The organism is bacterium, assembly GCA_030018315.1.
In the GTDB taxonomy this organism is placed as follows: domain Bacteria; phylum Hydrothermota; class UBA3073; order JACQXS01; family JAGMCI01; genus JASEGA01.
The window spans coordinates 1-19,748 of the sequence record JASEGA010000029.1 but is presented as its reverse complement, the minus strand read 5'-3'; the positions used below and the strand labels follow the sequence as shown (position 1 = coordinate 19,748).

Sequence of the window (19,748 nt, the reverse complement as noted above, 5' to 3'; positions counted from 1 at the left end):
TATGAGGACATTCTTGCTGAACAATAAAGAGGACATTCTACCTTAACAGTAACAGCTTTTTTGTCCAATGTTAATTTCAAACTAAAATATAACATAGCTGTTTAGGGGGCAAAGCTACAATATATTAGGGTCAAAAATTAGAGGTTGACTATCAGAGTAAAATCATTTTCTTTGTCTGTTTAAAAGAAGGGGTCTCTAAGTGATAAAAGTATACACCAGCGCTTACCGCATAACCCTTATCTGATCTACCATCCCATAGTGTCTCCCAATAACCGGCCTCTTTTAAGCCAGTCACTAATTTCCGTACCCTTTGACCCGACATATTATATATATATTATATATCTCTAACCTTGCCCAACACCTCTTTGGAATGGCATACCGGATGATAGTAGACCCCAGAATAGTCTGAATCACCGTAGCGATTATACGCCCTTATCCTATAGAAGTATTCTATATTGCTATTGAGCCCTCTGTCGCTGTAACTGATAGTATTGGCACTTAAGTATTTTATTTGCTCGTATGTTCCGGTAGCCCCTATCTTTCGTTCTAATTTAAAGCCTTGTTCATTCGTAGCATTATCTACCCAACTAAGATTAATCTGATGGTTTGATATCGCTATAGCTATCAAGCTGCAAGGTGCTTCTGGTATAATAGCAGAAATATTTGCCCTGTAGCCGAGTACTCTATCAGCAAACTTGAATTCTCCTACCCATAGATAATCGCTATCAAACCATAGATTAAGAGGATTATGGACTCCATCTTGTGCCTTACACGGTCTAACTGTCATAGAATCAGGTTGACCTATTATTACATCAGCTGGCTGACGCTCATACTGGTTGCTGGTTATTTTGGGTTGGAATACTATTCCAAACATAGATATTGTGATTGTTTGCAACATATGAGATGTAAAAGTGAAGGTCCACCACTATTAACATAAGGACCAAGAACTATATCAGCCTCCTGTCCAGTCTGGAACCACTCTTGAGCCAAAGCTTTCACTACACTATTATTGTCAACCTTTTTTACCCCAAAAAATTCTATCATATTATAAGCATTGCGTCTCCATATGAATAGAACTTATATCCACAGTTTATTGCCTCATTATATGCTTTGAAAATAAGGTCACGACCCACAAATGCACAGACAAGCAAAAGGGGGGTTGATTTTGGGAGATGGAAGTTTGTTATTAAAGCATCTACCCATTTAAACTCATAAGGTGGATAAATAAATTTATTTGTCCAACCTTTATAGTCCTGTAGAGACGAGGCAACCTCGCCCAAACTCTCAAGTGCTCTCACTGTAGTGGTGCCGACGGCAACTACCCTTTTTGCAAGTCTAATTTTATCTATTGTATCAACTGTAATTTCATAATATTCGGGCTCCATTTGATGGGATTCAACTTTATCACTCTTTATAGGCTTGAAACTGCCAAGCCCAGTGTGTAAGACAAGTTTTGCAACCTCTACACCTTGCTCTATTAACTTATCTAATATAAACTGAGTAAAGTGCAATCCAGCTGTCGGAGCAGCACACGCACCGGGAACAGTTGCATAAACTGTCTGGTACCTAAAATAATCATCAGGTATAGGTGCCCTTTTTATATAAGGAGGGAGAGGAACTATCCCATATTTATCAAGTAAGTTTAAAAAATCGCCTGAATAATAGAATTTAAAAATGTGGTGCTCCCCTACACTCTTTATTTCACCCCCAAAATTAGGTCCAAACTCTACTTTAACTCCCACCTTTTTTGCCCGAGCCGGTGATATAAGAACTTCCCATTCCACAGGATTCTTAGAATCATCAGAGCCTAAAGGTCTAAGTAGAAATATCTCTACTTTACCACCAGTATCAACCCTTTTACCAATAAGTCTTGCCTTTATAACTTTAGTCTCATTTAAAACAAGAGTATCACCGGATCCTAAATATTCTATTATATTATGAAACATTCTATGCTCAATTTTTCCTGTTGTCCTATGTAAAACAAGTAACTTTGAACTCCCCCTCTCTTTTGGTGGATACTGGGCAATTAACTCTTTTGGCGATTTATAATCAAAATCAGCTACTAACATAAACTATCACCGTAATAGTTTGGTTTTTCTAAAATTTCTTAAAATATTAGCACACAGATATAAAACCACAAGATTTCACAAGATTAACACAGATAAAAAAATCTTGTGGAAATCTCGTGTTAATCTGTGGTTACTTTTTTTTTCATATTTATTAGCTTTTCTCTTTCAATCCCTATTAATTTTATTTAATCTGTGTAATTCTGTGTCATTCTATGGCCTTACGCATTATTTAGGTTGAATTCAACTTCCAAATCATAATCGTTAACTATTCTTTTCACTCTACCTGAGAATATCTCACCCGCAGTTAATTTACGAGAAAATATAATTTTACCGTCTAATTCAGGTGATTGAAATTCAGTATGCCCCTCACTTTCACTATCAACTAACACTTGAAAAAACTTACCCACCTTTTGTTGATTCTTCCTTATTGTAATATTTCTTTGTACCTCCATAAGCCTTGCTAACCGCTCCTCTTTTACATTGGTTGGTACTTGATTAGCAAACTCAAAAGCTTTTGTCCCCATTTCCTGCGAGTAAGTAAATGCACCTAACCAGTCAAATTCAAGTTCTTGTACATCATCTATAAGCTTTTTAAAATGGTCATCTTTCTCACCAGGGAAGCCGACAATAAAAGTTGTCCGTAAAGTAATATCCGGAATACTCTTCCTTAACTCATAAATTACACTCTTACTTACTTCATAATATGGACGGCACATATGAGTTAGAATCTCGTTATGAGTATGCTGTAAAGGTATATCTATGTATCTACATACCTTCTTACTATTGCTGATAACCTTAATAAGTTCTTCACTAAAATGGGCTGGATGTGTATAAAGTATGCGAATCCAGTGTATTCTGTCAATGCTTTCAAGCTCCTGTAGTAGTGAAGGCAGTAGATACCCACCTTTATCCATACCAAAATTTGTCGTATCCTGACCAACTAAAATAAGCTCTTTTACTCCCATATTAGCAAGTTTGTATGCCTCATCAACTATATCTCTTATTTCTCTACTCCTATATTCACCACGTAGCCTGTAAATATTGCAGTAAGAGCAGCGATTTGAACAGCCATCTGAAATCTTTAAATAAGCATAGGAAGGTGGAGTAGAGACAAGACGAGGAAAACTTGAATCGTAAATGAAAATAGGTTCACTAATCTCAGCTATTTTATTGTTCCCACGAGGTCGCACCTCATTAAGTAGCTTTGAAACTATGTCTGGTAATTTATAAAAGTCGGCACTCCCAATGATGGCATCAATATTAGGAAACTCTTGAAAAAGCTTTTCTCTTATAAGCTGAGGTAGACAGCCACACACTATAAGTTTTTGGGCAGCCTTCTTTTTAGATAATACATCTTTAATAACCCTGTATGACTCATCACGCGCCAGTTCTATAAAAGAGCAAGTGTTTATAATAACAATATCTGCTTCATTATAAAATGTGGTAAGTGGGTATCCTATTTTACCAAGTAGACCCAAAATTACCTCTGAATCAACTCTATTCTTTGGACACCCTAATGAAATGACACTTACTGTAGGCTTAACCATTTATAATATTATATTTAGTGAATTACACTATGTCAAATTTTAAGAAGAATTCTAATTTAACCAAAAAAGTATTATAGCCCCAAAGAGGCTCCTTTTCCACATTTAATTTTTGTACTTTATTGTCTTATAAGGAATTATGTAAAATTGACCTTAAATTTTGGGGAAACTCCAGAAACTTGAGCTTTCTCAATCCTGAATTTATTGGGAGAGTGGGAGGCTAAAAACGGCGCCCACCTCGCCGTCAAGGCGGGAGCAGTTCTTGGGGTTACTTTTTACGAGTAGCTTTTTCAAAAGTTATACGCTCTCTATCAGCATTAATGACTACTTTATCCCCATTTTTGAATTCCCCTTTTATAATTGAAATTGATAATGGGTTCTCTACTAGTCTTCTTATAGTCTGTTTAAGTGGCCTTGCTCCATACTCTGGATTGTAGCCCTCTTTTGTAAGAAGTGACTTTGCTGATGAGCTAACTTCAACCTCAATTCCTTGTTCCTTTAGCCTTTTAGATAATTTATCAAGTTCTATTTCTACTATCTTTTCAATATTCTCAGGTGTTAATGAATGGAATACAATTATCTCATCTATCCTGTTCAAAAACTCAGGTCTAAAATGCTTACGCACCGCATCTAATAACTCATTTCTTACCTTTTCATAGTCAAATTCAGCAGTCTCTACATCAAAGCCGAGTCCTTTTTTCATTAGTTCTTGTGTTCCTATATTTGATGTCATTATCACTATTGTATTCTTAAAATTAACTGTCCTACCCTGTCCATCTGTAAGCCTGCCATCATCCATTATTTGTAATAGGGTATTATAGACATCAGGGTGTGCCTTTTCTATCTCATCAAATAATATTACCCTATAAGGCCGCCTCCTTACGGGCTCAGTTAGTTGACCACCATCTTCGTATCCAATGTAGCCAGGTGGTGCCCCTATAAGCCTTGAGACTGTATGTCGCTCCTGATATTCAGACATATCTATCCTGACCATTGCAGACTCTGAGTCAAACAGGAATTCAGCGAGTGCTTTTGCAAGCTCAGTCTTACCCACTCCTGTAGGACCCAAAAATATAAACGAGCCTATTGGCCTTTTCTCGTCTCTCATACCTGCCCTTGCTATCCTTATTGCATCAGCTACTGCTTTAACTGCTTCCTCTTGGTCCACTATCCGTTTATGTAGATTTTCCTCTATCTTAAGCAATTTCTCCTTCTCACTCATAAGCATACGCTTAACTGGAATACCAGTCCATTTAGATACAATCTCAGCTATGTCTTCCTCATCAACTACATCATTTATGCCACGCCTACGAAGCCAGTCGTCTCTTTCCTTTTTGTAACGCTTAGAAAGAGCATCAGACTCATCTCTCAACTTTGCAGCACGCTCATAATCTTGTGACTTTACAGCTTCCTGTCCCTCTTTATTTAACTCCATTAGCCGCTGTTCCATCTCTTTAAGTGGCTTCGGTGCAGAGTAAATATCAAGTCTTAACTTTGATGCTGCTTCATCAAGTAAGTCTATTGCCTTATCGGGTAGGAACCTATCAGATATATATTTATGAGAAAGTATAGCGCAGGATTTAAGGGCAGTTGGCGAAATCTTTACCTTATGATGTGACTCATATTTATCCTTGAGACCTTCAAGTATTTTTATTGTATCATCAACTGAAGGCTCATTTACATACACTGGCTGAAATCGTCTTGCAAGTGCTTGGTCCTTTTCTATGTATCTACGGTACTCATCCAAAGTTGTAGCACCTACACATTGGAGCTCACCTTTTGCAAGTGACGGCTTAAGCATGTTTCCAGCATCTACTGCACCCTCTGCACTACCTGCACCTACAATTGTGTGTAGCTCATCAATGAACAATATTATTTTACCCTTTGCCTTACGAATCTCAGTCATTACAGCCTTCATTCGTTGCTCAAAGTCGCCCCTAAACTTAGAGCCTGCTACTAAGCTACCAACATCTAGTTCAAGTACTCGTTTCCCTTTGAGCATCTCAGGGACATCATTAGTTGCTACCTTTTGAGCTAAGCCCTCAACAATTGCTGTCTTACCTACACCTGCCTCCCCTATAAGAGCAGGGTTGTTCTTTGTGCGCCGTGATAGGATTTGCATAACACGTTTTATCTCGTCATCCCGTCCTATTACAGGGTCAAGTTTACCCTCTATAGCAAGCTGTGTTATATCACGTGAATAGCGCTCAAGTGCTCTGTATTGTTCTTCACCTTCAGGCTCAGTTAGTCTTGAAGTACCTCTTACTGCCTCAAGTGCTTGGTAAACTCTCTCCTTTGTTAGACCAAACTTTTGTAAAGTTTCGTCACCAATCTCAACTATGCCAATAAGGAGATGCTCACATCCTATGTATTCATCACGTAGACGCCGCGCCTCTGCGGATGCAACATCAAAGACACGCCGCACATTAGGAGTAAGATAGGCTTGCATAACAGGAGTGGAACTATAAACTTTAGGCATAGAATCAAGCCTATCAGAGACCTTGTTTTTGACATCTGTTGGGTCTATTCCAAGCTTATCAAGTATCTGTGGAACTACACCTTCGGGCTGGTCAAGTAAGCCAAAAAGTAGATGTGGAACATCAAATTCTGTATGATTAAGTTCTGACAGCTTCTCTTGTGCTATTGCGACTGCTTCTTGGGCTTTTTGTGTGAGTCTATTAAGTAACACTTTACCTCCTATATTTTAGACGCTTATTTATACAAATAGATTCAACTTTTGGTCAAAAAATATTGCCATTTTTAAATTTAAGGATATAATAACAGGTACAAGATGTTAAAAATAGTGATTTTAGCGTTTATTGCAGTCTTTTTAAACTCATTTGCTACCCAAGAAGATAAGTCTGTGTTGACAGCAACGAAGACAGAGATGACTTTAAAAGAGCTATGTACAGCAGTAAGTATCATAGGAGTGGATGAGATTGACGCATCCAATGCTACAAGCTGTACTGATATTATTGGCAATCTCCCCGGAGTCTTTGTTATGAAAACAGGTGCGTTCGGACGTGCAGATGTCAACATAAGAGGAATTGGAGGAAATGGGACACAGCTAATGGTCCTAATAGATGGGATGCCTGTCAAGACAGGCCTATTTGGATGGATAGTTACACACTCGCTACCATTAAATAATGTGGAAAGGATTGAAGTAGTACGTGGTCCTCTGTCCGTTTTATATGGGTCAGATGCACTGGGAGGTGTTATTAATATCATCACAAAACGACCAAGAAAAGAGAAGGAAGTTAATTATACTGCCTCATACGGAACTTATCGTACTTATGGGTATCAAATATGTGGTGGTGGAACCTTTGGTAATTTCAGCTGCTACTTCACATCTGATAGGAAGGATAGTGACGGTCATCTCTATAACTCTGAATACCAAGGTGAAGACTACACAACAAGACTGGGCTACAAATTATCAAAAAATACTGAGGTTAGCTTTCTTGGCAAATATTTTGAAGCTGAAAAGGAAGAACCGGCACCCAGCCCTGATGGAACATTTAACGACTACAAAACGACTGCATTTGATATCACTTTGAATAGTAAAGGGAAATGGTGGGATGGCTCATTTAAAATTTACCACAATTATGGGCACCACTTATTTTCAGATGGATGGCACTTACAAGACTTTACAAATGGGACAATAGCTAACTTTAGTAATAATAATATAATAATGGGGAATGAACTCAATATAGGAGCTGAATACAGACAACAGGGTGGGAAAGAGATTTACGAACCTGATACAGGAACGACTTTGTCTAAATATGAATATGGAATATGGTGCCAAGATGAGTACAGGGTTCTTGATAGATTTATTTTAAGTGCTGGGGTTAGGTATAATTGGGATGAGGTATCAGGTAAAGACATCTCACCACAGGTGGGCGCCATCTTACATTTAAGAGATGGCGCTACTTTACGCTCAAGGGTAGCTAAAGGGTTCAGGGCACCATCCCTAAACGAACTTTTTATGTTCACATATTCTAACAAAGAGCTTAACCCTGAAGTAGTATGGAATTATGAATGTGGATTAAGCCAGCAAATTGTAGAAGGAGTAAATATAGATGTAACTCTTTACAGAATGGAAGGAAATAATCTCATTCAAATATCACAAGGCAGGACAAATAGGTTTCAGAATACTGGCAGGTTTGAATTTAAAGGAATAGAGGCAAGTATTATTACTCAGCTTAAACGCTTAAATGGCCATTTTTCTTACAGTTATTTGAACACGGCTGAACATACACAAGGACGGCCGGGGACTAAAGTTGATGCCGTACTTATGTATAGTCCCGACAGGTCGGGATTGGGTATCTCTTTATCAGCTCAATATGTAACTGATTATTTTGCTCAAGATAGTTCAAATGAGCGTATTGATGATTACATAGTTGTTAACACCAAATTGGCTTATAAGTTGATTCCAGTAGCAGAACTTTTTCTTGCAATTGATAACATATTGGATAGGGATTATAAGATATGGGTAGACCTTCCCGGAGCATCAGCCGGCAAGTATATAATGCCGGGTAGAACTTTTACAGCTGGTCTAAGTATTAAACTATAGTGTGTATAAAATGGAGATGAGACCGAATCTATCTGTTTACAGGTAAGATTTGACAATTTCTTGTTACCTCTTTTACCTTCTGTAGTGCCTCTTCTATGGAGCTGTAAGTTGTAGGATACTTTGTAAACAATAGTTCGGCAATCTTTCGGATAGAATTTTTGCCATCACACTTTGTCAAAATAAATAACATAATTTCTTCTTCCTTAGCCAAAATAGGTATAGCATCGGGATTTAATGATATTTTTGGAATAGGAATGCTCTTAAAAGTGGAATGGCTAAAACGCCTCCCATTTATTTCAACCCTCCAAGCCCAAATAATTTTGCCAAACATTGGGACTGCAGTCATCTTTACACGGATAACATCACCCTTTTTAACAAATACAGGTTCTTGAATTGGGAAGAAAGTATTTTTCCAATGAGTAGGTTCATTTTTGGGTGAAGTAGAAAGTATCACTTTATCTGAAAGCCATGCATCGAACCAACCTGCTAAACCATAAAATGTTCCACTTTGCTTAATAATAAATTTAACACTATTATTTACATACATTACTTGCTTATCATTTATTTCATAAAAATCTATGGTATGAAGCTTAGCAGGTATTGACAAGAACTGTTCAGGTTTTATTAAGTGAATATAGCGAGAATTAACAGCTTCGTTACGAATCTTTTGAAAGTTAATCCCATACAGACCTTTATCCCAAAAATCTACTTCCTTTTTATATATATCAGACGCCTCAACTGGTACCATAACCATCTCTAACTTAGAAGGGATTAAAACTCCACCCTTTTTAGAAATCGTTTCTTTGCATCAGAAATATATTTTAGCAAATTCTCTTCTAAAGCAAAATATCCTATTACTTCCAATACTATAACGTCTACCTTCTCCGGCAACTCTACCTCAGTTGAAACACCTTTAATAAATACTATTTTGTCATCCCATCCATTTGCTATTGCAATGCGCTTCGCATCTTCTATAATCTCACTTTTTTCAACGGCATAAACCTTTCCAGCACCTGCCTGGATTGCAAAATAGGCAAGTAATCCGGAGCCAGTTCCTATATCAGCCACAATATTCCCATTTTTAACTACCTGACGAATTGCCTTTTGGTATGCTTCACAGCGGACTTTATCTTCAATTATTACCTTATGTCCAATCACCATTTCAATAAATATTATACCCTAACTTTCAAAATTAGTCAAGCTTTCTCTACTTAATGTTATTTTTCAGTAAAAATGACTTGACAAGACAATGGAAATATTATAAGTTTTATTCACAGATAATATAGTCAGTAATCCTAGTAGGCTGTAGTGTTGGAATAAACCAACTGATATAGAATCGGAGTGTGTAACATTTAAATGACATTTTTAATTGAGTTAGGTGGTATTCGTTTTCTTATGAAAGGGAAACGGAGGTGGTTTAATTTTTTTCATCAGCTTATACCACAGAACTCATCAGGAAATCGGGCTTCAAGATTTGATGTCTCACTTGATATTTTGGAACTTGAAGAGAAGAGAGATAACAAGTTAAGCTATTCGTTGAGAAGGAGGCTATCAGATTATCTACGGACCAAGTTTCAGTCCGCTTCTATTCCTCATGAAATAGAAACTGAAATAGAGGAGCGACTTAGCATAATTTCTTGCTTTCTACATAACAATGAATTTAGCAAATTGTTAGCTTTATGTGGTAATGGAGTAGATACAATTGCCAAACCTCACGCAGTTCTATTTTATAACTCTGATATGAGCCAATGTAAGCTTTTTGTGTCAAAAACTGGTAGCGATAGTGTTTTAGGTTTACTTCTATTTTTTTATTTTAAAGTTGCTATTAACTTCCAATGTTTACCACTACATGCTGCTGGTATATCAAAAGATGGTAATGCTTATCTATTTTTAGGTATTAGTGGGGCGGGCAAGTCTACAGTAGTTAACATGTATAGAGAGCTGAATGTCATCGCAGATGACATAGTAGCTGTACGGAAAGTTGGTGACAAATTTTTTGCATTTCCAGGTCCGCTCTCTCCACTCTATAAGAATATTGATTACAAGTTTAGCAACCCTGTGCCAATAAAATATATTTTTCTCTTAAGAAGAAAAGGGAAAGGTACCTGGATAAAACCTGTTACTTCATTAAGGGCAGCGGGTGAGACTATTCTTTATCACATTTCTCGTTTTGATTGTAGCAATTATTATTTACGTAAGAAAGCATTCTATACTGCAACTGATTTATTTAAATCTACACCTACTTTTGAATTAAGTTTTGAAAAAGACAAGCCTTTTTGGATGAGATTGATAAATTAGAACCAAAATGACTCTATCTGCACCACTAACTGTAAATTTAGCAGTTACAGGTAAATGTAATCTCAATTGTAAGCACTGTTTGATGTCAGAGACATGGGGTGGGAAATCTGACATGAGTACAAAAGAACTACTAACCCTTATTAAGGAGCTTGAGGAGGTCAAGGTTTTCAACATAAATATTTTTGGTGGTGAACCCCTAATGAGAAGAGACATATTTCAGATAATGGAAGCTATATCAAAATCGCGTATCCGTCTTTCAGGTATGAACACAAATGCTACTTTAATAACAAGAGAGATAGCAAAACAACTAAAAACATATGGATTAAAGAGGTTATGTGTTAGCTTAGATGGCTCTACTCCAGCCGTAGCTGATAGGATGAGGGGCAAAGGTGCTTTTAAGCTTGCTGTCAAAGGGATAAAGAATTTGATAAATGAGGGGCTTGGTGTTCTTATCTCTACAACTGTCACCAAATACAATTATAGAGATTTAACTGGGATTACACTTTTGGGTAAAGAGCTTGGTGTTAATGGGGTAAGATTTAACAATGTTTTCTATACAGGGAATGCAATCTGCTACATAAAAGATGTAAGTGTATCAGCAGTTGAAATGTGGTATGCAATACGCACAGTTTATAAACTGTCTAATGAATTTAATGGTTTTATAACTGGCTCATATTTACAATTAATATCACTTATTAAAGCTGCTGAATCCAATCCACCTGTTGGGTCAAGTTTAGACATACCAGCTTGTGGGGCTGGCACTTCCATGTGCACTATAAGACCTGATGGCTGGGTAGTGCCATGTGAGATTATCTGGGACTTAAAGGCTGGTAATGTTAGAGATGAGCCATTTGTTGATATATGGCGTAACTCAAAAGTAATGAGAGAAATTCGTAACCTATTTGTGCTTTCATTTGAGGATATGGCTGATTGTAGAGAATGCATTTATCGTTCAATCTGTTATAGGGGACATAGGTGCTCACCTTATTATTTACCTGGTGGAATAAAAGCGAAGTCTCTATTCTGTTTAGCTCCCGGTGGAACTAAGAAAGGCTTATTTAAACAAAAACTAAAAATGCAATAGTCAAAAATTGGATTGATTTATGAGTAAAGATGGCAGTTATTGAGAAGTCAATAAAACTGATAGGCTCTAAAGGGGAGGCCAAGGTAATAGCCATATTTGATTCAGGCTCCACTTACTCCTGTATTCAACCTGATTTGGCTAAGAAATTGGGTACTATAGAACCACTCCCCGAGCCTATGGAGTTTGGGACAGCAAAGAAAGGTGAGACATTGAGAGCAGAGAAGGCGATACGCCTCAACTTTTACTTGGATGGATATCACTTTTCAGATGAATTTATGCTCATCTCTAGGTTGTGTGATTCTGCAATTATTGGTGCGGCAACCCTTCAAAAGTGGAGAATGAAATTAAATCTTGAGACTGATGAAGTAATCATTGACCCAAGAGTCACAAAACTCAGATTATTATAGTTTTATTTTTAAGTTAAAAATGGAAACTCAATGTGATGATAGAGGAGGCAAGATAGGAGACGAAAAAGTCAAAAATAAGAAGCAATACAAGGCGCCGGAGGTTGAGGATTTGGGTACATTGGGTGATTTGGAGGAATATCTCCTTCAAACCCCGTGCGAGGATGGAGGGGTGGCTACCGGAGATTGCGTGGCGGGAAGAACGGTTGCAACCTTTTAAGTACAAATATCCAAGTCCAGTTTAAATTTACTTTAGATGAATAAAGTGCCGTCTCTTAAAAGTATTTACCTTTATTCTCCATTATGTTGTAACTTACGGTGTTTACATTGCTGGATTGACCCAGTTCCATATGGAGATGTGATTGACTACCCTATAAATAGTTTAAACTTAGATGAGATTAAGTCATTGGTTACTGATGCAAAAGATTTGGGTCTAAAATCAATAAAGCTTACTGGAGGTGAGCCATTTCTTATGGACGACATTATTTCACTCCTTAAGTGGCTTAAAAGTGAAAATATCTTTATAAATATAGAGACAAATGGTACCCTAATAGGAGACAAGGAAGCTGAAGTGTTGAAAGCCACTAATGCCAGTGTGTCAGTCTCTATAGATGCACCAGTAGCATCAGTGCATGACTATTTTAGGGGTGTAGATGGTGCATTTGATAAGGCAGTTAATGGAATTGATGCACTTAGGCGGTGTGGAGTAAAGTTTCAACTTATAGCTTGCCTTTATCGTGGTAATATAGATATAATGGAAAATATGATTCAATTTGCTAAAGATATGGGAGCTTCGTCTCTAAAGATAAATCCTGTAAATAAAGTTGGTAGGGCTCAAAAGATGCAAGAGGAAGGCGAGTTACTATCAGTAGTAGAGACTATTAAATTTTATAATCATTTTCAAGAGAAGATAAAAGCAGACAACTCTATAAAGGTATTCTTTGATATACCACCTGCTTTTAAGCCTATAAGGGTAGTCCAAAAGGAGGGAAGCACTTGTGCCATTCATCACATTTTAGGTATACTTGGTGATGGCACAATTTCTATATGTGGGATTGGGAGTACTGTTCATGAATTATCAATGGGTAGTATTTATAAAAATGATATAAGAGAAGTTTGGAATCATCATCCTATACTTGAGCTTATAAGGGATGGTGTACCTCATAAACTTGAAGGTATCTGTGGCAAGTGTATATTAAAAAACTACTGTCTTGGCAAATGTCGTGCCGATAGTTATTACCATTATGGTTCGTTAACTAAGCCTTTACAGTTTTGTCAAGAGGCTTACGAGCTCGGTATATTTCCTAAAGCTCGATTAGTTCAATAAGGAGGTAAAGTGAGTAAGTGTATTATATCAAACCCTGATATTGTATTCAGGGAAGAGGGTGACGAAGCCCTGTTATTTGACCCAGAGAAAGGGACAGTAAAAATACTTAACGAAGTGGGTACATTTATCTGGAGGCTATGTGATGGCACCCGTACCAAAGATGATATAGCAAAGGAAGTGGAGTGTAAGTATGAAGCAGATATGAAAACAATAAAAGAAGACTTAAATAAGTTTATTGAAAAATTAGAAGCCTCGGGTTTCATTAAACACATATAAAAAGAAGTAGTACCTCAAAAGTTTTACTCCGAGTTAATACAAAATTGTTGCAATAACATTGATTTTATAGTATATTTATAATAGGCAAGTATTTCTAAAAAATTGCACGCAGATTTACACAGATTGAAAGGATAGACACAGATTGTGAGAAATCAAAGTGCAAAAAGCAAATATCAAAATGACAAATCAAAAAATTAAAAAGTTTGACACAAACAGGACACGAACCCAAAATTGAAAGTGGTTTTATTATTGTTTTGTGTGAAGTTCGTGATTGGTTCGTGTTTATATTTTTGCATTTTGATATGTAATTTTGATTTTTAATATTTGATTTGGGTTATCTATGGGGTATACAATAGAAACAGTTAATCTAACTAAAAGATTTCATCAGCCTAAAGGATACAAAGAACTCTTACTACATCCATTTTCAAATAAAGAGGTTGTTGCTTTAAAAGATGTAAGTCTACAAGTAAAAGAGGGTGAGCTTTTCTCAATTTTAGGTCCTAATGGGGCTGGTAAGAGTACGCTTATAAAGATACTTTGTACTTTAATACTGCCAACAGAAGGTAAAGCCTATATAAATGGAAAAGATGTAACAAAAAACTCTGATAAAGTGAAAGAATCTATTGGGTATGTGATAAATGAGGAGCGTAGTTTTTACTGGCGTCTGACAGGGTATCAGAACTTGAAATTTTTTGCCTCACTAAACAACTTGTTCTCAAGGGATGCAGATAAAATAATAAATAGAATATTAGAATTTGTTAACCTTAAGGATAGCAAGGATATTGTATTTAGGAATTACTCTACAGGGATGAAACAAAGGCTCTCTATAGCACGTGCATTACTAACTGAGCCTAATATTTTGTTTATGGATGAGCCAACAAAGAGCCTTGACCCTGACGGTGCTCGTGAGATTAGAGAATTTATAAAAGAGGAGTTTGTTAAAAATGGGGGTAGGACGGTATTTTTTGCCACTCATAACTTAACAGAAGCAGAACAGCTATCTGACCATATTGCTATATTAGATAAAGGTGAACTCAAAGCTTGTGGTAGTGTAGCAGATTTAAAGCAGCTAATTACACCAGCTGGGCTATATGTTTTGATGACTTCTAAACCCTCTTCTAATTGTATAAAACAAGTTAAATCTATACCCGGTATTTGTAAGCTAACAGAAAATGATGCAGGACTGGAGTTAGAAGTGTATAAAGATAAGGTTCATACAGTAATAAAAGAGATTATTGCACTGAAGTTAGAAATAATAGAGTGCCAGCCTAAAACGGTATCTTTAGAAAAGGTATTTTCAGAACTCATAAAAGTTGATAATGGGATTGGAAAATGAGATAAGAAAAATAATATGGAGTGCAACAACGATGTTGTTGCTATTCCGCCGGAGTCGCCGATAAATCGGGAAATGCAAAATCACCGATTTTGCACTCCAAAAAAGGAGGAGGTAGATTGGCTCTTAGAAAAATATTAGCTTTCCTTTACAGAGATTTTCTTGAGCAAATAAGTTACAAGATAGCATTCTTCTTTGAAATATTTGGCATATTTGCATCTGTAATTACATTTTATTTCCTATCTAAGCTATTTGGGGGTAGAATCTCACCATACCTTGAGCCTTATGGGGGTGATTATTTTTCATTTGTGCTTATTGGGATAGCATTTTCAAATTATCTTGGTGTCTCACTCATGGGGCTTTCAAATAGTGTAAGGAGTGCACAAGTGACAGGGACACTTGAGGCACTCCTTGTCACTAAGACGAGCCTCCCTTTTTTACTATTTGCATCCACAGTTTATAGCTTCTTACTTACATCTCTTAGTGTAGTTGTCTATGTTGTTGTAGGTGTATCCTTGTTTGGTGCAAAGATAGTAGGGGGGATGAACTTACTTTCTGCACTTATCATTCTCATATTAACAATTATATCTTTTACAAGTCTTGGTATGCTATCGTGTAGTTTTATACTGGTGTTTAAGAGAGGTAACCCATTTAACTGGATTTTTACAACTTTGTCTGAACTCTTAGGTGGTGTTTTTTACCCAATAACTATTCTACCTATCTGGTTATCCAAAATTTCTATCCTATTGCCTATAACACATTCGTTGAAAGCTATGAGGCTCATCCTACTTAAAAATTATACATTAGCAGGAGTAAGCGCCAACATTATTTATCTAACAATTTTTTCAGCTATAATGGTACCAATTGGTATTTTATCTTTTCGTATTGCAACTAATAAAGCTAAAAGAGATGGTACACTTACACACTTCTAAATTACACGAAAGCGTCAGTCTTATGTTTATCGGGTTGCTTAAAGAGGGTAAGGCTATCCGGATTAAGGTTAAAGGAAGGAGTATGCTTCCTATACTAAGAGATGGAGATACACTTACTATTGCACCTATAGATTGGGCGAGAATAAAAGTAGGTGACATTGTGCTTTACGCTAACAGAAAAAATGAGTGGATAACTCATAGAGTAGTTAGAAAAGCGGTTAACTCCTTGATGACAGGAGCCGATTCTAAATCTTTTTTGGATTCACCTATCATAAAAAAAGAAAATGTTTTAGGTAGGGTAGTAAAAGTGGATACAGGGTCAAAAATAATAGACTTAAGAGCTGTAAAATACCGACTCCATAGCTTGGCTATGGCTTATTTTTTAAAATACTCAGGTGTACATTTTATCAAAGTTGCTAAAATATGCATAAAGAAGCCATATTTAGTACCAGTTAAGATTATGAGAAAGATTTTAAAATGTATACCTACTTAGTTTATTGTAGGACTCCGGCTATGTCATTACGAGTCTCCACTCTGTCGGGACGAAGCAATCTCGTATTTGACGGTTCTCGGATTTTTTTAGCACTTTCACTTTAATACGCTTGACAAATTAATAAAACTGAGTTATAGTAATAAGTAAGTTTTTTTGAAAAGTTGATTCTAAGTATGGGAATATGATGGAAAATTCTAAATCCGAAATCCTAAATTCTAAACAAATTCAAATTCTCAAAATACAAAATACTAAACAATTAGAGGAAAGGACATTGAAATTCGCTAAAGGAGTAATTGCATTTATTAAAGATATTCCAAGAACTATAACTAATATAGAAATAATAAAACAACTTGTTAGATCTTCTAGTTCTATTGGGGCAAATTATATTGAGGCAAATGAGTCTTTGAGTAATTCGGGAGGGGATCGAATTTATGAAGATATTTAGCTCAATAGTTGAAAAGACAAAATGAGTTTTGAGCATTTGAATTTAGGATTTGTTTAGGATTTAGTGCTTAGAGTTTAGAATTTCTATGAAATTAAATATGAGATTGATAATTAATTGGAATTATCAAGGGAGAGATTTTAGAAAAGCTAAACTATTACGAGTTATATAATTTATGATGAGATTAAAAGTCGTCCCCTTGAAGTGGCACTTCTTTACCTTATTGGTTCTATTAGGTATACCTTATCTATCTATTGCACAAAATGAAGTGAGACTTCAAGCTGAAGTTAAGCGTCGTCTATATGATTTACAGTATGGAACACCAGTTAAGCGTCAACAGGCAGCAGAAGTGCTTGGTAAATTAGGTGACTGCTCTGCTCTTCCATATTTAATAAGGGCACTTAAAGATGAATCACCTGAAGTCAGGGGTGCTGCTTGTGAGGCACTTGGTAAACTTGGTGACAGGAGTGCAGTGAAGCCACTTAAAGAAGTCATAGTAGATAAAGAGCCATATGTTAGGGTCGCGGCAGCTGAGGCGCTTGGCTTACTTAGGGATAGTACTTCTATATCAATCTTAATACAGGCAGTAGGAGATAAATCAATAGATTATCAAAGGAGGTGCGGTGCAGCTCATGCTCTTGGTGTACTCGGTGACTCAAGGGCTGTTAACAGTCTTGTTGCAGTGCTGGCTGATGAGTGGCCCAAAATTAGATACGAAGCAATTTTGGCGCTTGGTGAGCTCAAAGATAAAAGGGCAATACCAGCCTTATTGGAGAGACTTAAAACTGAAAATATACCTACTATAAGAGTTGCTGTGACTTATGCACTCGCTAATATAGGAGATAGGGCTGTAATTACTGAGCTTACAAAAGCGCTTAAAGATGCAGATACAGAAGTGAGGGCAGCGGCATCAAAAGCACTTGATAAGCTTGTAGATAGGACAGCTATACCAATGCTTGTTGATTTAATAAAAGATGAAGCTACAAGAGAGTACGCTGAAGCTAAATTAGATAAGTTAATAAGAAGAGAAGATGTGCCACTTATTTTAAAAGAGAAGTGGCTCGGAGATGAGGCAACTCGATTGTATATAATTAATAGAATTGGCAGGCTTAAACATTCTGAAGCACTTCAAATACTTCTTAATGCAATGGAAGCTGAGAGTCCAGTTGTCAGGCTCACTGCTGCTACTGCAATTGGTGAACTTATGGATAAATCGGCTGTGCCTACACTTGTAAAATTTGTTGATGATGAAAACATTGAAGTCAGTAAAGCAGTGATAAAGGCGTTAGGTAAAATAGGAGACAAAGCATGTGATACTACACTCATCCGTATATTAAGGAGTGGTAGGGATTGGAGTATCAGGGTAGTGGCTGCTGAGTCCTTAGGTAAATTGCCAGCTGATGCTATCATTGAGCCACTTCTTATGGGGTTAAGAGATGCTAACTGGGATATTCGCTACTTTTCAGCTACTGCAATTGGTGAACTTGGTGACATAAAGGCGTTATCAGCTGTTAAATACACAAGTGAAGAAGACACTAATGAGATGGTAAAAGAAGCTGCTAGGGTAGCAGTAGCTAAGATTAAAGATAGAAACCTTAAAGCAACATACTAAACTGAGTACAGTACTTTGTCAAAAATGGGTGTAAAATTATATATAAGACATTGTAATTCATAGAGTTAAACATGATTGGCAATAAAATTCCAAATTACAAGCACCAAATTCCAAACAAATCCCAAATTCTAAATTCAAATTTTCAAGACAGGTTTGGAATTTTGGACATTAGGATTTTGAAATTGTTTGGGATTTTAAGCTATTGAGTCTTTTTTGAGACAGAATAGAGGGATAGGTGCAATTTTCATTCGTCCTTCGTAGTACTACGGAGAACGGATATGAGATTTAACAGAGGGCTGTGAGTATTTGAGATTAATGGAGCTAATTATTTATCAAAGAATAGATGTACGCTCACCTACTATGTTAGCTACATGGCCAGGTATGGGTAATGTTGCTATTGGCGCTATTGATTACATTAGGAGGAAGCTTGAACTGCAAATGTTTGCTGAAATAGATACTTCTAAGATTGTACCTCCGGATGCTATTATAGTTGAGGATGGGATGGCAAGACTGCCAAGACCACCAAGAAGTGCATTTTATTATAGGAAGAATCCAGACCTGATTATTTTTGAAGGCGAATCTCAATTAAGGGATGAACCTGGAGTTAGGCTAATTTCACATATAATCAAACTTGCAAAAGAGATTAGTGTAAGTCGTATTTTAACAGCAGCTGCCTTCCCATTACTAATGAGTTACGAAGAACCATCAATTGTATACGGAGTGGCAAATACAGAACTACTCAGAGATGCGCTCTTTAGTAAATACAAGATAAGAATAATGGAGAGCGGCCAAATATCTGGCTTAAATGGTCTTTTATTAGGATATGCAAAAGAAGCAGGGATAGGGGCTGCCTGCCTATTAGCTACTATACCATTATATGCTGTAAGTCTACCTAATCCTAAAGCTTCAAAGGCTATAGTTATAGCACTTGAGCGTATACTTGGTATAGGTGTGCCGATGCTTGAATTAGACATGCAAACACAAGAGATGGAGAGTAAGTTAATAGAGATTGAAGCCCAGTTAAAGGAGCAGATTGGTGAGCCCCCTATCACAGAGGCTCAAAAAGATGCCTATGGAATACCTGAATATATACGCCAAAAAATAGAGCGCTTATTTAAAGAGACAGAACAAGACAAGAGTAAAGCATATATACTGAAACGCGAACTCGACAAATGGAACCTATTTGATGAATACGAAGACCGCTTCCTTGACCTATTTAAAGAACACTGAGATAAAATTTTATTTATAGAGTTTATTAATTCCCAAGAGTGATTCCTATGTTAGGCCAACAGCCATTTTTTCATTTTTATACTGTTACTGTTAAGGTAGAATGTCCTCTTTATTGTTAAGCAAGAATGTCCTCA

Annotated in this window: 20 protein-coding genes; 13 read left to right on the top strand and 7 right to left on the bottom strand. The window is 36.6% G+C overall.

Annotation, left to right across the window (positions count from 1 at the left end; genetic code table 11):
* Positions 1-334 precede the first annotated feature (334 nt).
* The 5 genes from QMD71_08610 to QMD71_08590 all read right to left on the bottom strand — a co-directional run bounded on the left by QMD71_08610 (position 335) and on the right by QMD71_08590 (position 6,302).
* Positions 335-874 (bottom strand): fibronectin type III domain-containing protein, encoded by a 540-nt coding sequence (locus QMD71_08610; protein MDI6840889.1) that lies wholly within the window; start codon positions 872-874, stop codon positions 335-337.
* Complete coding sequence (locus QMD71_08605; GenBank protein MDI6840888.1) at positions 862-1,044, bottom strand: hypothetical protein; 183 nt, start codon at positions 1,042-1,044, stop codon at positions 862-864. The genes QMD71_08610 and QMD71_08605 overlap by 13 nt, the downstream gene beginning before the upstream one ends.
* Positions 1,041-2,069: a tRNA preQ1(34) S-adenosylmethionine ribosyltransferase-isomerase QueA gene (queA, locus tag QMD71_08600; protein MDI6840887.1), complete on the bottom strand. Its 1,029-nt coding sequence runs from the start codon at positions 2,067-2,069 to the stop codon at positions 1,041-1,043. Before queA ends, QMD71_08605 begins: the two co-directional genes overlap by 4 nt.
* A 218-nt stretch (positions 2,070-2,287) precedes the next feature.
* Positions 2,288-3,616, bottom strand: coding sequence for a 30S ribosomal protein S12 methylthiotransferase RimO (rimO, locus tag QMD71_08595; GenBank protein ID MDI6840886.1), 1,329 nt, complete (start codon positions 3,614-3,616; stop codon positions 2,288-2,290).
* A gap of 265 nt (positions 3,617-3,881) precedes the next feature.
* Positions 3,882-6,302, bottom strand: coding sequence for an AAA family ATPase (locus tag QMD71_08590; protein MDI6840885.1), 2,421 nt, complete (start codon positions 6,300-6,302; stop codon positions 3,882-3,884).
* Between the two features lie 102 nt (positions 6,303-6,404).
* Between QMD71_08590 and QMD71_08585 the strand changes: the two genes are divergently transcribed.
* A complete protein-coding gene (locus QMD71_08585; protein ID MDI6840884.1) occupies positions 6,405-8,183 on the top strand; it encodes a TonB-dependent receptor in 1,779 nt (592 codons plus the stop codon).
* 28 nt (positions 8,184-8,211) lie between these two features.
* Here the strand turns inward: QMD71_08585 and QMD71_08580 are convergent, their stop codons facing one another.
* Together QMD71_08580 and QMD71_08575 are read right to left on the bottom strand one after the other, a co-directional pair.
* A complete protein-coding gene (locus QMD71_08580; protein ID MDI6840883.1) occupies positions 8,212-8,931 on the bottom strand; it encodes a hypothetical protein in 720 nt (239 codons plus the stop codon).
* 23 nt (positions 8,932-8,954) lie between these two features.
* Entirely contained in the window at positions 8,955-9,344 is a 390-nt protein-coding gene (locus QMD71_08575) for a 50S ribosomal protein L11 methyltransferase (GenBank protein MDI6840882.1), read from the bottom strand.
* 195 nt (positions 9,345-9,539) lie between these two features.
* Here QMD71_08575 and QMD71_08570 point away from each other — a divergent pair, with 195 nt between their 5' ends.
* The 12 genes from QMD71_08570 to QMD71_08515 all read left to right on the top strand — a co-directional run bounded on the left by QMD71_08570 (position 9,540) and on the right by QMD71_08515 (position 19,614).
* Entirely contained in the window at positions 9,540-10,481 is a 942-nt protein-coding gene (locus QMD71_08570; protein ID MDI6840881.1) for a hypothetical protein, read from the top strand.
* Between the two features lie 7 nt (positions 10,482-10,488).
* The gene (locus QMD71_08565; GenBank protein ID MDI6840880.1) at positions 10,489-11,565 is read left to right on the top strand and encodes a radical SAM protein; all 1,077 of its coding nucleotides are present in this window, start codon (positions 10,489-10,491) and stop codon (positions 11,563-11,565) included.
* Positions 11,566-11,594: 29 nt separating this feature from the next.
* Complete coding sequence (locus QMD71_08560; protein MDI6840879.1) at positions 11,595-11,972, top strand: retropepsin-like aspartic protease; 378 nt, start codon at positions 11,595-11,597, stop codon at positions 11,970-11,972.
* A 19-nt stretch (positions 11,973-11,991) separates the two neighbouring features.
* Positions 11,992-12,189, top strand: a complete 198-nt coding sequence (locus QMD71_08555) for a hypothetical protein (GenBank protein MDI6840878.1) — start codon at positions 11,992-11,994, stop codon at positions 12,187-12,189.
* A gap of 36 nt (positions 12,190-12,225) precedes the next feature.
* Complete coding sequence (locus QMD71_08550) at positions 12,226-13,296, top strand: radical SAM protein (protein MDI6840877.1); 1,071 nt, start codon at positions 12,226-12,228, stop codon at positions 13,294-13,296.
* A gap of 9 nt (positions 13,297-13,305) precedes the next feature.
* On the top strand, positions 13,306-13,572 hold the full coding sequence (locus tag QMD71_08545; GenBank protein ID MDI6840876.1) for a PqqD family protein: 267 nt from the start codon (positions 13,306-13,308) through the stop codon (positions 13,570-13,572).
* Positions 13,573-13,912: 340 nt separating this feature from the next.
* Entirely contained in the window at positions 13,913-14,908 is a 996-nt protein-coding gene (locus tag QMD71_08540) for an ABC transporter ATP-binding protein (GenBank protein ID MDI6840875.1), read from the top strand.
* Between the two features lie 116 nt (positions 14,909-15,024).
* Entirely contained in the window at positions 15,025-15,837 is an 813-nt protein-coding gene (locus QMD71_08535; protein MDI6840874.1) for an ABC transporter permease, read from the top strand.
* Positions 15,815-16,330 carry a signal peptidase I gene (locus QMD71_08530; protein ID MDI6840873.1) on the top strand — a complete coding sequence of 172 codons (516 nt, stop codon included), beginning with the start codon at positions 15,815-15,817 and terminating at the stop codon, positions 16,328-16,330. Before QMD71_08535 ends, QMD71_08530 begins: the two co-directional genes overlap by 23 nt.
* A gap of 181 nt (positions 16,331-16,511) precedes the next feature.
* Positions 16,512-16,775, top strand: a complete 264-nt coding sequence (locus tag QMD71_08525) for a four helix bundle protein (protein ID MDI6840872.1) — start codon at positions 16,512-16,514, stop codon at positions 16,773-16,775.
* Positions 16,776-16,947: 172 nt separating this feature from the next.
* Positions 16,948-18,384, top strand: coding sequence for a HEAT repeat domain-containing protein (locus tag QMD71_08520; GenBank protein ID MDI6840871.1), 1,437 nt, complete (start codon positions 16,948-16,950; stop codon positions 18,382-18,384).
* Positions 18,385-18,699: 315 nt separating this feature from the next.
* Entirely contained in the window at positions 18,700-19,614 is a 915-nt protein-coding gene (locus tag QMD71_08515; protein MDI6840870.1) for a PAC2 family protein, read from the top strand.
* The last annotated feature ends 134 nt before the right edge of the window (positions 19,615-19,748 follow it).